Consider the following 15,029-nt stretch of genomic DNA (forward strand, 5'->3'; position numbering starts at 1 on the left):
CGTGCGGTTGTCGCCGGCGCTACACAGACACGTATTGCACGTGACCGATCCGAGGAATACGACGATGGAAACCATTCTGGAGATGAACGAAATTCAGAAAAGCTTTGGCGCCGTCAAAGCCCTGAATAACGTCAATCTTAAAGTCCGTAAAGGCGAGATTCATGCCATATGCGGCGAGAACGGCGCGGGCAAGTCGACGCTGATGAAGATCTTGAGCGGTGTCTATCCGCACGGCTCCTATGCGGGCAAGGTGGTCTACGACGGCGAAGATCGCGCGTTCTCGGACATCGCCGACAGCGAGGAGGTGGGGATCATCATCATCCATCAGGAACTCGCACTCGTCCCCATGCTGTCGATTACGGAAAACATCTTCCTGGGCAACGAACAGTCGAGGCGTGGCGTCATCGACTGGCAGGGCTCGCGGTCCAAGGCGAAGGAACTGCTGGCGAAGGTCGGGCTGACCGACTCCCCCGATACGCCTGTAGGCACGCTCGGTATCGGCAAGCAGCAGCTTGTCGAAATCGCCAAGGCATTGTCGAAAGAGGTCCGTCTGTTGATCCTTGACGAGCCTACGGCAAGCCTCAACGAAAAGGACAGCGACACGCTGCTCAATCTCCTGCTGGAGTTGAAGGCGCGTGGAGTGACGTCCATCATCATTTCGCACAAGCTCAATGAGATTTCACGTGTTGCCGACGGTATAACGGTCATCCGCGACGGCTCGACTGTCGACGCGCTCGACTGCAAGGTCGGGGGTGTGAGCGAAGACCGCATCATCAAGGCGATGGTCGGCCGTGAGATGTCCGACCGTTATCCGAAGCGTGTGCCGAACATCGGCGACGTGATTTTCGAAGTCAGGGACTGGCGGGCGCAGCATCCGACCCAGCGGGAGCGGGCCGTTATCAAGGGTGTCAATCTGAAGGCAAGAAAGGGCGAAATCGTCGGTATTGCCGGCCTTATGGGTTCCGGGCGCACCGAGTTTGCCATGAGCGTCTTTGGTGGAACGTACGGCCAGGACATATCCGGGACCGTGCTTATGCACGGAAAGCCGGTAGACGTCTCGACGGTACAGAAGGCGATCAAGGCAGGCCTCGCGTATGTGACCGAAGACCGCAAAGGAAACGGCCTCGTCCTTGACGACAACATCCAGCGAAACATTACCTTGGCGAACCTCGCCGGCGTGTCGAAACTCGGCGTGATCAACGAACACGAAGAAATGACGGTCGCGGCTGATTTCCTGAAGAAGCTCCGTATCCGCGCCCAGGGGGTAACACATGTCGTCGCCAATCTGTCCGGCGGCAATCAGCAGAAAGTGGTGCTGAGCAAGTGGCTGTTCTCGGGACCGGAAGTGCTCATTCTGGATGAGCCCACGCGCGGGATTGATGTCGGAGCGAAATACGAGATCTACAGCATCATCAATCAGGCGGTTGAAGCGGGTAAGTGCGTGGTCATGATTTCTTCGGAAATGCCGGAGCTTCTTGGCATGTGCGACCGCGTTTATGTCATGAACGAAGGCCGCTTCGTCGGCGAGTTCACCGCGGAGGAAGTCTCGCAGGAGAAGATCATGCGGGCAATCATGCGAAATGGAGGTATGTGAAATGCGTAAGGCACTCTCGCCGGCGGCACCGCAGGACGCCGGAGTTAAAAATAGCGAATTCGTTCAGGTGTTCAAGCGGGCCGCCAGTGAATACGGGTTGTTGGTTTCACTCATCGTCATCATGGCATTCTTTCAGGTGTCGACGAACGGCGTGTTGATGCAGCCGCTCAATCTGACGAATCTCGTGCTTCAGAACAGTTACATCGTCATCATGGCCCTCGGCATGCTGATGGTGATCGTTGCTGGTCACATCGATCTGTCGGTCGGTTCGACCGCGGGGCTGGTGGGCGCACTCGCAGCGGTGCTGATGGTGCAGTTCAATGTCAACTACGTGCTGGCCACCGTCATCTGTATCCTCACCGGCGCGCTGATCGGGGCCATACAAGGTTACTGGATCGCGTTCTGGCGGATGCCGTCGTTCATCGTCACGCTGGCGGGCATGCTGGTATTCCGCGGGCTGACGAACCTCGTGTTGCAGGGGCAGTCCATTGGGCCCTTCCCGGACGCTTTCGCCGCGGTCAGTTCCGGCTTCATTCCCGACGTCTTTCACGGGCAGAATCTGCACGTCACGTCGATCCTGCTTGGAATTCTGGTGGGCGTGCTCTTTTTCGTGATTGAACTTAGGCACCGTGCGAGCGCAACGAAATACGGCATGGGTAGCGGGTCGTTCTCGATGTTCGTCGCGAAGAACGTCGTCCTCACCGGCCTGATTGCTTTCCTCTGCTACATCCTTGCGTCGTATCGCGGCCTGCCGACCGTTCTCGTCATCATGGGCGTGCTGATTGGCGTTTATACGTTCGTCATGAATCGCACCACCGTGGGTCGCCGTATCTACGCGGTGGGCGGCAACGCGAAGGCGGCGAGGCTGTCTGGAGTCAGTGTTCCGGCCATCAGCTTCATGACCTTCGTGAATATGGGCGTTCTGGCGGCATTGGCCGGCCTCATCTTCGCCGCCCGCTTGAATAGCGGCACACCGAAGGCAGGGACGGGCTTTGAACTCGATGTGATCGCTGCATGCTTCATCGGCGGTGCGTCTGCTTCGGGCGGTGTCGGGAAGGTGGTGGGTGCGGTAGTCGGTGCCTTCATCATGGGCGTGATGAATAACGGAATGTCCATTATGGGCATCGGCGTTGACTATCAGCAGGTGATCAAGGGCGTGGTGTTGCTCGCGGCTGTGTTTGTTGACGTGTACAACAAGAACAAGGCCTGAGCTTCGGATGTCAACACGGAATCGACATGATTAAACACATCGTTATGTGGGATGTTCGCGGTGATACACCCGAGCAAAGGAAGGAAACGGCTCGACTGGTGAAAGGCGCCTTCGAAAGTCTGATCGGGAAAATCCCGGGACTAACGAAGCTCGAAGTCGGCATGGACGTGAGCGGGGTCGATTACGCCTGTGACGTTGTGCTCTACACCGAGTTTGAAGATCCGGAATCGCTGGAGGCATACGCGTCTCATCCCGAGCATCTGCGCGTCAAGCAGGTCATTGGGGACAGCCGTATCGCCCGGCATCAGGTCGATTACGTTTGAGCCGGTGAACGATAGAGAATCCTATGTACGAATTTACCTATACGACGCCTGCCTCGCGGGTCGTGTTCGGCGCCGGCAGCATGAAGCTCATCCAGCAGGAAGTCGAGACGCTGGGCGCTCGCAGGGCGCTGGTTCTGTGCACCCCTGAGCAGAGAGCGCAGGCCGAAGTCATATCGTCCCTTCTCGGTCCGTCGAGTGCCGGCGTCTTCGATGGAGCACAGATGCATGTTCCCATCGAAAACGCCCGCCGGGCGCGCGAACATGCAAAGGCAGTGGGCGCGGATTGTGCGGTGGCGATTGGCGGAGGCTCGACGATCGGTCTCGGCAAGGCTATTGCACTCGAATCGTCCCTGCCGATTATCGCGATTCCGACCACCTACGCGGGTTCGGAAATGACGCCGATCTACGGCATAACTGAGAATGGACTCAAGCAGACGGGCCGTGACCCAAAGGTTCTTCCCAAAACGGTCCTTTACGATCCGGAACTGTCGGGTGGATTGCCGGCTCATCTCTCGTTCGTGAGCGGCCTGAATGCAATTGCACACGCGGCAGAGGGCTTGTATGCAAAGGATGGAAACCCGGTCATGTCGTTGATGGCGGAAGAGGGAATCCGCGCGCTCGCCAATGGTCTGCGCGGCGTGAAGAAGAGCAGCAGGGACACGACGGCGCGTAGCGATTGCCTCTATGGCGCGTGGCTTTGCGGGATGGTTCTCGGCAATGTCGGGATGGCGCTCCATCACAAGCTCTGCCACACGCTTGGCGGGACGTTCAACCTTCCGCACGCGGAGACACACGCGATTGTTCTTCCACATGCACTCGCCTACAACAGTATCGCGGCGGCGGAGGCAATGACACGAATTGCGCGTGCACTTGATGCGGAGTCCGCCGCAGATGGTTTGTATGACCTGAGCCACGAGCTTGGTGTGCCTCGAGGTCTGCGTGAGATCGGGCTGCTTGAGAGCGACCTGGATCGTGCGTGCGAGGTCGCGATGTCCAATCCCTACTGGAACCCGCGTCCGGTGGAAGGAACGCCGCTTAGGGCATTGCTCCAGCGCGCGTGGGAGGGAAGCCGGCCGCGTCCTTGATTGGCGCGGCGGGTCGAATCGTGGCCGAAAAAAGACGTCAAACAAAAGAGCGTGGGTGAAAGCCGCGCTAACGCCAATTCGTGCCGATGCCGGCTTTGGCCCGGATCCAGATCGCCGATTGCTTCACTTACTTATGTTTGCTCTGGGCAACTGCGGCTCGCAAGGCCAGCAGATAGCTCTCAACCCCAAAGCCGCAGATTTGCCCATCGACGATCCCGGCGAATACCGAGTGATGCCGGAACGGCTCTCGGGCGTGAATGTTGGACATGTGCAGTTCGACAACCGGGCAGGTGAGAATCGCCAGCGCATCGCGTATACCGTAGCTGTAGTGTGTCCACGCTCCGGCGTTGATCAGCACGGCGCCGCAGCGCTCCTCGAAGGCCTGGTGGATGCGCTCGCACATTGCCCCTTCGCTATTCGTCTGGAACGATTCGACCTGCACGCCAAGCTCGAAGCCGAGAGTCTGTAGCCGGGCATCGATTTCGGCCAGTGTGATCGTTCCGTACTGCACCGGGTCGCGCTTGCCAAACATATTGTGGTTGATACCGTGGAGCATCAGAACCGTTTTCATTTGTCACTCTTCATTTGCCACTCCGTTGTATTTTCAATCGAGCGGCACCGTAAGCCGATCGATCACGGCACGAGTCTGGGGCCGCACGCCGCGCCACCACGCGAACGCTTCCGCCGCTTGCTCCACCAGCATGCCGACACCGTCGGCGACACCCAGCACACCCGCATTGCGCGCGAGTCGCAGGAAGGGCGTCAGCCGCTTGCCGTAGGCGAGTTCGTAAGCCGCGCCTGTGGGACTGAAAACGCTGGGTGGAACCGGCGGAAGCTCGCCGGTGAGGCTGGCCGACGTCGCGTTGACCACCAGGTCGAACTGTCCCATCGCCTCCAGATCGCCGTACCCACAGACGGCCAGCGTCCCGCTCGTGGCAACCTGGTCGACCAGCGCCCGAACCTTCGCGATGTCCCGGTTGACGACGACCAGTTCAGCGGGTCGCGCGGCCAGGAAGGGCAGCAACGCGCCACGCACTGCGCCACCCGCGCCGAGGACCAGCACGCGCTTGCCGGCCATCGGCAGGTTCAGGTTGACTTCGATGTCGCGTAACAGGCCGACGCCATCGAAGTTCTCGGCGATGATCCTGCCGTCCTTAAAGCCCAACGCGTTAGCGGCGCCTGCCAGTGCCGCGCGCTCGCTGCGCTCGTCGGCCATCGCGAACGCCTTCAGCTTGAACGGCGCGGTCACGTTCATGCCTTTGCCGCCCGCTGCGATGAACGCGCGCACGGTATCGGCGAACGCGTCGTGCGGCTCCAGCGGACCCTCGATCGCCGTATAGGACATGTCCTGCTGCGACTCTTTTGCAAAGAGTCCGTGGATCAGCGGAGATTTCGTGTGTCCGATCGGGTTGCCGATCACTGCGTACGGGTCGCTCATCACGGCCTCACTGTTGAATACAACACGCCATCGGTTTGCATCGCGTCGATTTCGGCCGCGCCGAAGCCCAGCGATTGCGCCACTTCCGCGTTGTGCTGACCGAGATCGGGCGCGACCTCACGGATCGTCGTGTCGCAGTCGGAGAAACGAAAGGGCAGGTTTGGCAGGCGCAACTTGCCGTAGCGCGGGTGCGCCTGCTCGACCACCATGCCGCGCGCGACGATCTGCGGATCGGCCAGCACCTCGTCGATGCGCTGCACCTTCGCGCAAGGCACGTCGATGCTGTCCAGCAGCTCAAGCACCTGCGCGACCGGCCGGCTTGCCACCCAGGGCTTCACGACCGACAGAATGTCCAACCGGTTCGTATTGCGTCCCGCGAGTGTGTGAAAGCGTGTGTCGGTTCCGAAACCAGCCGGCCCGCCATGCGCCTCTACCAGGGCGGCGAAGCGCTTCCACGCGTCGTCCACCTGCGCGGCGATCACGAGGTCGCCGTCGGCGGCACGGAACACGCCGTAAAGCGTCGACGTGGGCATGTCGTGACCGGTTTGCTCCGGCACGATGCCTTGCATCGTGTAGCACTGCACCGCGTATTCATGCATCGACACCAGTGTGTCGTACAGCGCCATGTCGATATGCTGGCCCCGGCCGCTCTTCACGCGACCAAGCAGCGCGGCATTGATCGCCGCCACGGCGTGAATGCCGGTGTACATGTCGCCGAGCGAAATGCGCATCAGCGGCGGCGGCTCGCCGGGAGTGCCGATCATCTGCATAATGCCGCTCTTCGCTTCGGCAATCAGGCCGAAACCTGCACGATGCGCGTCCGGCCCGGTATGGCCGTAAGCGGATATCGAGCAGTAGACCAGTTTCGAATTGCGCGCCGACAGTTCGTCATAACCGAGCCCGAGTTTGTCGAGTGCACCCGGCCGGTAGTTCTCGACGAATACGTCTGCGGAGTCGCACAGCCGCTGCATGAATTCCTTGCCGCGCGCATCGCGCATGTTGACGCTGACGCCGCGTTTGCCCATGTTGAGTTGCAGGAAATAGCCGCTCTGCTCGTCGTCGAGCACCGTGGCGTGCTGACGCCCGGCATCGCCGCTGCCGGGCCGTTCGACCTTGATGACTTCGGCGCCGAGCGCCGCGAGACAGCGGCCAACATACGGACCGGCCAGAAAATGGCTGTAGTCGACGACGCGAATACCTTCGAGAGGACGTGCCTGCATCAGAATGCTCCCGGTCGGCGCGGCACCATCAGTCGATGCTCGCCGTGCTGGACGACCTGACCGTCCTGATTGACCAGCTCGGACGGCAGCACGACGATTCCCCACCCGGGACGGCTCTTGCTAGCGCGCATCGCACCCACACGGAATTTCACGTGCAACACATCGTTGACCTTGATCGGCAGGTTGAAGTCCCATGTCCAGCCGAGCGACATGCCCGGGAGGAAACGGTAGTCGCTTTGGGTCTTGAGCCCATCGGCGATCGACAAGCCAAACAGACCGTGCGCGACGATCGAACCGAAGTGGCTAACGTTCGCGTATTCCTCGTCCACATGCACCGGCGTGTGATCGCCGGTGAGGTCGGCGTAGGCCAGAATGCGTTCCTTCGTCACCGTGTAGTGCGGGCTCACGCATTCGTCGCCTTCGCGGGCATCGTCCCAGTACTTATCGACGATCGTCATGTCACACCTCCGCACGCGGATTGATGTCCAGTGCTCGTGCCACGCACGCTGCGGGCCTCGCCTGGATCAGTTCGACGGCGAGGCCGTCCGGCAGCCGCAACCAGTTGCGTCCCTGCGGCATTTCGCTGACGTCATACCGTTGCGCGGCGGCGAGCGCGGCCTCCATGTCTTCGCACATCACGCCCAGGTGGGCGAGGCGGCCTTCAGGCGCGTCATGCTGCGGGTTATGGATGAATTGCAAACCACCGAGCGTCCAGTACTGCCGTGGTTCTTCGACGGTGCCGTCGACCTCGCGCATCGTCATGCCGAGTACGTCTTCGAAAAAGCGGATGTGCCAGTGGATGTCCTTCACCCAGATGGCCACGTGCTCCAGATAGGCTTTACTGCCGTTCATGCGGTTGTCTCCCTGCTTTGTCGGTCATGGCGCGCTCGATGCCCTTGATGCACGCCACCAGCGTCGCGTTGACGGGCGTCGGCACGCCGTGCCGTTGTCCCCAGCGCACGACCGCGCCGTTGATAAAGTCGATTTCGGTGATCGAGCCTTTCTCGAGGCTTTGCAGCATCGAAGTCTTGAAGGTGGCGGATAGTCCTTCGGCGGCGAGTTTCCACGGGCGCTCAGGATCGGTGGTGGAGAGCGTGACGCCCGCCGCCTGGGCGACCGCGATCGCTTCGGCCACCGCGGCGAGCGCCGCCGTCTTCAGAAGCGGCTCGTCGTAAAGCTGCCCGTAGGTCAGGCCGGTAGTGCCCGTCAACGCGCCAGTTGCGACATTGACCAGCAGCTTGTCCCACATCGTGCCGACGATGTTGTCGCTGACCGTCGTGGCCAGCCCGGCGGCATTGAAGATTTCGGCGATTGCCGTCACGCGCGAGGTGATCCGGCCGTCGAGTTCGCCGATGTAAGTCGCCTTGCCGACGACGCCGGACTCGATGTGCCCCGGATTGCGCATCACGCCACCGACGTAGGTCTTGCCGGCCAGCACGCGCTCGCGCCCCACGATGTCCGCGAGCACATCTTCGTGCCCGAGTCCGTTCTGCAACGACAGGACCAGTGTGTCGGGTCCGATCAGGTCGAGTGCGCCGCGCATCGCGGCATCGGTATGAAATGACTTGACCAGCACAACCACCAGATCGACGACGCCGGCCTCGGCGGCGCGCGTCGTGGCCTGAACTTTCACGCGACGTGAGCCACTCGCATCGTCCACTCGCAGACCATCACGCCGCATGGCCTCCACGTGTGCCGCCGAGCGGTTCAACAACCAGACGTCGTTGCCGCCTTCGGTCAGCGCTGCGCCGATAGCGCAGCCCAGAGCACCCGCACCCAGAATCGCAATCTTCACTCTCGTCTCCCTGATCTGGAGAGCAAGATACGATTCGGTGCTCATGTCGGCAATGCAATGGATACAATGACGTCATTGCATTAGACAATATCGCTATGAACCCGGCGGAACTCCCCGATCTGAAGCTATTGCAGCTTTTCGATCTTCTTTACGATGTCCGCAGCGTCACGCGCGTGGCGGAGCAGCTTGGGCAGAGCCAGCCCACGATCAGCATCTGGCTCGGGCGCTTGCGGGAGCATCTGCAGGACCCGCTGTTCATCCGCACACCGGGCGGCATGGCGCCGACGCCGCAAGCCGATGCGCTGATCGGGCCGTGCCGGGAGATTCTTGAATCGCTGCGACGCTTCGCTGCCTGGGAGATCGAGTTCGATCCAGCCACCGCGAAACGGCGGTTCCGCATCTGCATGACCGACGCCAGCCACATCACGCTGCTTCCGCGAATGCTGGCGCATGTGCGCGCGCAAGCGCCGGGCATCCGTCTGGAGGCGGCACGGATCGACGGCAATACCGAACGGGCGCTTGAGTCCGGTGAGGCGGACCTTGCGATCGGTCACGTACCCTGGCTGGGCGGCGGGATTTACCAGCAGCAGTTGTACACGCAGGACTGGGTGTGTCTGATGAACAAGCATCATCCGCGCGTGCGCGGAAAGCTCGGGTTAAAGCAGTACCGCGCGGAAGGGCATGTGGTTATCGCGGCGGGAACCGGAGCGCAACTGCTGGAGCAGGCGCTCGTGCGCGAGCAGGTTGAGCGGGACGTCGTGCTCGAGCTGCCGGGCTTTCTCGGGCTGGGGGCAATCATCCAGACCACCGACCTGATCGCCACGCTGCCGCGGCATATCGGCGCGACGCTGGCGAAGGTGAATGACCTGTCGGTGCATCCGTGTCCGATACCCGTGGAGGGGTTTGCGGTACGACAGCACTGGCACGCCCGCTATCATCACGAAGCAGGAAATCGCTGGCTGCGCGATCTGGTCGCTCAGCTATTCAGCAGTTTGCGGTGAGCTAAGTCTTCCACAACGCGAACTCTCCTTGCGCGAGTTCCTGTTTGAGAAAGTCGACGCAGACGCGCACCTTGGCTGACTGCGCGGAGCGTGCGGCCGACATCGCCCATACGTCGGCCGGCTGCTCCCACGCCGGCAGCACGCGTTCGAGCGCTCCTTCGGCGAGCGCCTGTGCCACGTACGAGTGCCCGACCATCACGATGCCGTGGCCGTCGCGCGCCCAGCGCAGCACGACGTCGCTGTGGTTCGACGCCAGCGATCCCGTGACCTTCACCGTGCTCCAGCCGCCGGGTCCGAGCAGACGCCACACGCCGAATGGCTCGTCGCGCTCGCGGAATACGAGGCAGTCGTGCTGCGCGAGTTCCTCGACACTCTTCGGCCGGCCGCGTGCATCGAGATAGACCGGCGCCGCGCACAGCACGCGCGGACTGACCGCGATGTGATGCGCGATCAGCCCCGGTTCCTGCAACGCGCCGACGCGGACGTCGAGATCGAAACCTTCGTCTACGAGATTGACGCGGCGATCAACCAGCTCCAGCCAGATTTCCAGTTCCGGATAGCGTTTTTTCATCAGCGACACGATTGGCGCGATGTGGCTGCGCCCGAGACGCTGGCTTGCACTGATACGCAATGAACCCTTGGGATTTACCCGCAGATTCGACAGATCGTCGCGCATCGCGTCGACGTCCTGGAGGATCGAGCGCGCCCAGCGATAGACCGTTTCGCCGTCGGACGAGAGCGTCACACGCCGCGTCGTGCGATGCAGCAGCTTCACCCCGAGCGTCTTCTCCAGCAAGGCGATGCGCTTGCTGACGTGGGTCTGCGAATTGCCGAACTCATGCGCCGCGGCAACGAAACTCAGGCGGCGGGCGACTTCGCAAAAGAGCCGGAGATCACCGAGCATCGGTTCATTAAGCATGATCTGGTGATTATGGAGTGCAAGATCGGATAATAATAGTTCGATTCGGTGATAGTAGTCTCTGGTCATGCCTGAAGCACACCGGAGACAAGCATGATCAATGGCAACACCGGGCTCGTCGCCCACATCGGCTATCCGACGCACGCGTTCAAGTCGCCGATGATCTACAACCCTTATTTCGAGCACGCTGGGGTCAATGCCGTCGTGGTGCCGATGGGCTGCAAGCCCGAACATTACCCGGCCTTCCTCAACTCGGTTTTCTCGCTTGAAAACATCCGTGGCGCGCTCATCACCATGCCGCACAAGGTCACGACCGTCGGCCTGCTCGACGACGCCACGCCGGCAGTGAAAATCGCGGGCTCTTGCAACGCGGTGCGGCTCACGGAGGACGGGCGTCTTCTCGGCGATATGTTCGACGGCGAAGGCTTCGTGCGCGGCGTGCGGCGCAAGGGCTGCAAGCTCGAAGGCGCGCGGGTGCTCGTGGTGGGCTGTGGCGGCGTCGGTTCGGCGATCGCTGCTTCGCTGGCCGCGGCCGGCGTCGCGTGGCTCGGCCTCTACGATGCGCGTGCCGAGTCGGCGCAAGGTTTGAAAGAGCGTCTCGCGACCCACTACCCGAGGCTCGAAGTCACGACCGGCAGCAACGACCCGGCAGGCTACGACCTCGTCGTGAACGCGACACCGATGGGCATGAACGACGGCGATCCGTTGCCGGTCGAGGTGGAGCGCATCGCGCCGGACACCTTCGTCGGCGAGGTCGTGATGAAGACCGAGATGACGGCGTTCCTCAAGGCGGTGCAAGCGCGCGGCTGCCGCTTCCAGGTGGGCTCGGACATGCTCTTCGAGCAGATTCCCGCTTACCTCGAATTCTTCGGCTTTCCGACGACCACGCCGGACGTGCTGCGCTCAGTTGCGAAGCTGCAGTACTGAGCCAATCCAATTCAAGTTCAGTGAGACGACATGACGACGACACCCCAATTCGGCTGGTGCGGCCCGCTGCAGAACGCAGCGTTGATCAAAGAAGCAGGGCTTGACTACATTGAAGCGCAGCTCGTGCCGATGAAACTCGAGGACGACGCGTCTTTCGCGAATGCCAAGGCGCTCATCAAGGAACTGCCGTTGCCGGCGCTTGCCTTCAGCTATCTGTTCCCGCACGACGCCCGCATCGTCGGCCCGGAAAAGGACGAGCGGCGCAACCGCGCTTACTTCGATCGGGTGGTGGAACTGCTGACGCTGGCGCGAGCCCGCGTCGTCGTGCTCGGCAGCGGCTGGACGCGCAATATCCCCGAGGGCTGGACGCAGGCTCAGGCAGAGGACGAATTCCTGACAACGCTTGCATGGTGCGCCGACACGCTTGAGGGCAGCGGCACGACGCTCGTGATCGAGCCGCTGAACCGCAAGGAATCGAACCTGGTGAACAGCGTCGCGGACGGTGCGCGGCTCGCAAAGTCGCTCAACCGTCCCGAAGTGCGCGGCCTCGCGGACTTCTATCACATGGACGAAGAAACCGAGTCGCTGGACGCATTGCGCGAGCACGGTGCGTGGCTCGCTCACATCCATCTCGCCGACACTGGCCGGCTGAATCCGGGCACTGGCGCCTATGACTACCCGACTTTCTTCGGACATCTCAAGGCCTGCACCTATCAAGGCCTGCTCAGCGCCGAATGCGGATTTAAAGGCGAGCCACTCGCTTCGATGCGCGAGAGCGCGTCGTTCCTGCGCCAGGCATGGAACGACGCATAACGCCTAAATAAACAACGGATCGATACAGACCCGCCACGGGTTCGTACAAGCGGACCAACCTCATTGGAGGAGACAACCATGAATGTCACTATCTCAGACGTGACGGCGGCTGACCGCGCGGTCGCCAGGTCGACAAAACGCCTGATTCCTTTTTTGCTTTTAATGTATGTACTCGCGTTTCTCGACCGTGCCAACGTCGGCTTTGCGAAGCAGGGATTACACGATGTAGTCGGCATGTCGGACGCGGCCTTTGCGTTCGGCGCCAGCATCTTTTTCATTGCGTATGTGTTACTCGAAATCCCGAGCAATCTCGCGATGCATAAAGTGGGCGCCCGTGCCTGGATGTGCCGCATCATGGTGACGTGGGGCCTCGTGTCGGCCGCGACGATGTTCGTCAAGGGTTCGACGAGCTTTTACGCACTACGCTTCATTCTGGGAGCGTGCGAAGCGGGCTTCTTTCCCGGCGTGATCCTGTACCTGACTTACTGGTTTCCGGACCGCGCCCGGGCGAAGATCATGGGCCTCTTCTACTTCGGCGCGCCGCTCGCATTCGTGTTCGGTTCACCGCTGTCCGGCTACCTGCTGCGCTTCGATGGCGTGCTCGGGCTGCACGGCTATCAGTGGATGTTCATGCTCGAAGGACTTGCGGCGACTGCTGTCGGTGTGTGGGCGTACTTCTATCTGGACGACAGACCGGCCGATGCCAGGTGGCTCGATGACGATGAGAAACACACGCTGGTCGCTGTGCTCGAGGCAGAGCAGTCCGCGAAGGTCTCACACGGACCGCACAGTGTAGGCGCCGCGCTCACGGATCGCACGGTGTTGTACTTCGGCCTCATTTTTTTCCTGATCCAGATGGGCGTATCAGTGGCGGTGTTCTATCTTCCGACGTTCGTTGGGAAGCTGCTCGGCACGGGGCCGAACGCGCTGGTGGGCTTCGTCGTCGCGATTCCGTGGACCTGCGCGCTCATTGCGACGTTCGCCGTGCCGAGACTGGCCGCACGCCGCGAACGGTTGGTGCTCTTCGGCTGCGCGAGTCTCCTGATCGCCGCGATTGCGATGTTTGTCTCGGCGGGCCCATCGCCGCTGATCTCGATGATCGCGTTGTGTTTCGCAGTGGCGGGGCTGTGGGCGGTCCAGCCCATCTTCTGGTCGCTGCTTACCAACTATCTTGGCGGCATGGCGGTCGTATCCGGCGTCGCGATGGTGAACACGATCGGCAACATCGGCAACTTCGTCTCACCGAACGTGAAGGCATGGGCGGACGCGAGCTTCGGTTCGAGCGTGGCGGGGCTAATGCTGCTGAGCGGTGTCGTCGTGCTCGCGGCGCTGCTTTTCATCGGCGCGCGCCGCTCTACACAACCGGCTGTCGCGGAAGCCGTTCACCCCTGAGGCGTAGCAACGCGGTGAGGAGACCTGGGCAAACGCAGCGGCAGCGTGCTCGATCTCACCGTCGTCGATATGACGATGTGTGACGCAGCTCAGCATGTACCGAGACACATCATTGCTGAAGCAAGCCTTGGCTCGTCGGTGTGCGCGATGGTGCGCGCGGGCATGGGTATCGGTCTTGTCAATCCGCCGGCAGCAAGGGATGAGTATCTCAATGGCGGCATCGAGATGTCTCTGCAGGCTCGAACCTGAGTGGCTCAGACACGACGCATCCAGCCGCTATCGGTGCCCACAGCCTTCGCAACTGCCGAGGCTACATGCGCTTCATGGCATGAAGGAGGGATGGACGATAATATGGCATTCCAGTTCGCGTGCTTCAGGGTATCGGGCACGCGGTACAGCCATCGTCCATTTCTCTTTTTACCGCTCATGTCAGACCTCAGAATCGACCGCAATGCCAAGACCCTGCGCGAACTCACGCTGGACAAGCTGCGCGGCGCGATAGTGCAAGGGTATTTCCGGCCAGGCGCGCGGCTCGTCGAACGCACGCTGTGCGACGAACTCGGCGTAAGCCGCACTGTCGTGCGCGAAGTGTTGCGGCATCTGGAGACGGAAGGGCTCGTGGAGATCGTCGCGCGCCAGGGGCCGATCGTCGCCCGGCTCGATCCTGAACAGGTCGGTGAAATCTACGAGCTGCGCGGCCTGCTCGAAGCCAATGCCGCACGCGCGTGCGCCGAGCAATCGACGCCCGAACTCGTGCGGCGCTTGCGCGAGATCCGCGCGGTGATCGAAGAGGCGTTCGAGAAACAGGACCTGCCGCGCGTGCTCGACTACACCGAGCGTTTCTACGAGGCGATGTTCGAGGGCGCGCAAAAGCGCGTATCGCTGGCCGTCGTCAAGACGCTGAACGCGCGGATCAACCGGCTGCGCGCGCTCACTATTGCCACGCCGGGGCGCGGCGGGGAGTCCAATCTCGAGATGAACACGCTGCTCGACGCGATCGAGCGGCGCGACGGCGATGCGGCGTCGCGCGCATCGGCCGCGCACATCAAGCGCACCGCCGAACTGGCGTTGAGCGCGCTCGCGCAGCAAAGCGAGCCGGCCGGCGACGCCTGAGCCGCCGTTCCGCCCGTTCCCACAAAGGCCGCCGGTCATCCCGGCGGCCTTTTGTTTTGCCGGTCTGCCGTCGCCGCCGTCTTTCCTGACAAATCCCGCCGCCGGTATGTTGCGCCGCAAAAGCATGAATCGGCTTGCGCCGTTAGCCGAAAACATGCCTGAAATGCTATGCGCCACATCGTGGTATTCCATAATATTG

Annotated in this window: 17 protein-coding genes; 10 read left to right on the plus strand and 7 right to left on the minus strand. The window is 61.7% G+C overall.

What is annotated here, in order from left to right; genetic code table 11:
- The first annotated feature begins 64 nt into the window (after nucleotides 1-64).
- The 4 genes from mmsA to DSC91_RS36090 are packed head-to-tail and all read left to right on the plus strand — an operon-like array spanning nucleotide 65 to nucleotide 4,212.
- Nucleotides 65-1,594: a multiple monosaccharide ABC transporter ATP-binding protein gene (mmsA, locus tag DSC91_RS36075; RefSeq protein ID WP_115783220.1), complete on the plus strand. Its 1,530-nt coding sequence runs from the start codon at nucleotides 65-67 to the stop codon at nucleotides 1,592-1,594.
- Between the two features lies 1 nt (nucleotide 1,595).
- Nucleotides 1,596-2,804 (plus strand): multiple monosaccharide ABC transporter permease, encoded by a 1,209-nt coding sequence (mmsB, locus tag DSC91_RS36080; RefSeq protein ID WP_115783221.1) that lies wholly within the window; start codon nucleotides 1,596-1,598, stop codon nucleotides 2,802-2,804.
- A 26-nt stretch (nucleotides 2,805-2,830) separates the two neighbouring features.
- Nucleotides 2,831-3,127, plus strand: a complete 297-nt coding sequence (locus tag DSC91_RS36085) for a Dabb family protein (RefSeq protein ID WP_115783222.1) — start codon at nucleotides 2,831-2,833, stop codon at nucleotides 3,125-3,127.
- Nucleotides 3,128-3,150: 23 nt separating this feature from the next.
- Nucleotides 3,151-4,212: a maleylacetate reductase gene (locus DSC91_RS36090; protein ID WP_115783223.1), complete on the plus strand. Its 1,062-nt coding sequence runs from the start codon at nucleotides 3,151-3,153 to the stop codon at nucleotides 4,210-4,212.
- Between the two features lie 127 nt (nucleotides 4,213-4,339).
- Here the strand turns inward: DSC91_RS36090 and aroQ are convergent, their stop codons facing one another.
- The 6 genes from aroQ to DSC91_RS36120 are packed head-to-tail and all read right to left on the minus strand — an operon-like array spanning nucleotide 4,340 to nucleotide 8,665.
- Complete coding sequence (gene aroQ / locus DSC91_RS36095) at nucleotides 4,340-4,783, minus strand: type II 3-dehydroquinate dehydratase (protein WP_115783224.1); 444 nt, start codon at nucleotides 4,781-4,783, stop codon at nucleotides 4,340-4,342.
- A gap of 33 nt (nucleotides 4,784-4,816) precedes the next feature.
- Nucleotides 4,817-5,650, minus strand: a complete 834-nt coding sequence (gene aroE, locus DSC91_RS36100; protein ID WP_115783225.1) for a shikimate dehydrogenase — start codon at nucleotides 5,648-5,650, stop codon at nucleotides 4,817-4,819.
- Nucleotides 5,650-6,870: a CaiB/BaiF CoA transferase family protein gene (locus DSC91_RS36105; protein WP_115783226.1), complete on the minus strand. Its 1,221-nt coding sequence runs from the start codon at nucleotides 6,868-6,870 to the stop codon at nucleotides 5,650-5,652. Before DSC91_RS36105 ends, aroE begins: the two co-directional genes overlap by 1 nt.
- Nucleotides 6,870-7,328: a MaoC family dehydratase gene (locus DSC91_RS36110; protein ID WP_115783227.1), complete on the minus strand. Its 459-nt coding sequence runs from the start codon at nucleotides 7,326-7,328 to the stop codon at nucleotides 6,870-6,872. Before DSC91_RS36110 ends, DSC91_RS36105 begins: the two co-directional genes overlap by 1 nt.
- Before the next feature lies 1 nt (nucleotide 7,329).
- On the minus strand, nucleotides 7,330-7,722 hold the full coding sequence (locus DSC91_RS36115; RefSeq protein WP_115783228.1) for a VOC family protein: 393 nt from the start codon (nucleotides 7,720-7,722) through the stop codon (nucleotides 7,330-7,332).
- Nucleotides 7,709-8,665 (minus strand): ketopantoate reductase family protein, encoded by a 957-nt coding sequence (locus DSC91_RS36120; protein WP_115783645.1) that lies wholly within the window; start codon nucleotides 8,663-8,665, stop codon nucleotides 7,709-7,711. Before DSC91_RS36120 ends, DSC91_RS36115 begins: the two co-directional genes overlap by 14 nt.
- Nucleotides 8,666-8,760: 95 nt before the next feature.
- On the opposite strand from DSC91_RS36120, the gene DSC91_RS36125 reads away from it, so the two are divergent.
- Complete coding sequence (locus tag DSC91_RS36125; RefSeq protein ID WP_115783229.1) at nucleotides 8,761-9,666, plus strand: LysR family transcriptional regulator; 906 nt, start codon at nucleotides 8,761-8,763, stop codon at nucleotides 9,664-9,666.
- A 1-nt stretch (nucleotide 9,667) separates the two neighbouring features.
- On the opposite strand, the gene DSC91_RS36130 is transcribed toward DSC91_RS36125, so the two are convergent.
- Nucleotides 9,668-10,585, minus strand: a complete 918-nt coding sequence (locus DSC91_RS36130) for a LysR substrate-binding domain-containing protein (protein WP_175172042.1) — start codon at nucleotides 10,583-10,585, stop codon at nucleotides 9,668-9,670.
- A gap of 93 nt (nucleotides 10,586-10,678) precedes the next feature.
- On the opposite strand from DSC91_RS36130, the gene DSC91_RS36135 reads away from it, so the two are divergent.
- The 5 genes from DSC91_RS36135 to DSC91_RS36155 all read left to right on the plus strand — a co-directional run bounded on the left by DSC91_RS36135 (nucleotide 10,679) and on the right by DSC91_RS36155 (nucleotide 14,830).
- Complete coding sequence (locus DSC91_RS36135; protein ID WP_115783231.1) at nucleotides 10,679-11,512, plus strand: shikimate dehydrogenase family protein; 834 nt, start codon at nucleotides 10,679-10,681, stop codon at nucleotides 11,510-11,512.
- Nucleotides 11,513-11,542: 30 nt separating this feature from the next.
- Entirely contained in the window at nucleotides 11,543-12,325 is a 783-nt protein-coding gene (locus DSC91_RS36140; protein ID WP_115783232.1) for a sugar phosphate isomerase/epimerase family protein, read from the plus strand.
- 78 nt (nucleotides 12,326-12,403) lie between these two features.
- Nucleotides 12,404-13,717, plus strand: coding sequence for an MFS transporter (locus tag DSC91_RS36145; protein WP_115783233.1), 1,314 nt, complete (start codon nucleotides 12,404-12,406; stop codon nucleotides 13,715-13,717).
- 45 nt (nucleotides 13,718-13,762) lie between these two features.
- Complete coding sequence (locus tag DSC91_RS36150; RefSeq protein WP_115783234.1) at nucleotides 13,763-13,966, plus strand: hypothetical protein; 204 nt, start codon at nucleotides 13,763-13,765, stop codon at nucleotides 13,964-13,966.
- Nucleotides 13,967-14,143: 177 nt separating this feature from the next.
- A complete protein-coding gene (locus DSC91_RS36155; RefSeq protein ID WP_162831523.1) occupies nucleotides 14,144-14,830 on the plus strand; it encodes a GntR family transcriptional regulator in 687 nt (228 codons plus the stop codon).
- The last annotated feature ends 199 nt before the right edge of the window (nucleotides 14,831-15,029 follow it).

It is taken from the genome of Paraburkholderia caffeinilytica (assembly GCF_003368325.1).
GTDB lineage: Bacteria > Pseudomonadota > Gammaproteobacteria > Burkholderiales > Burkholderiaceae > Paraburkholderia > Paraburkholderia caffeinilytica.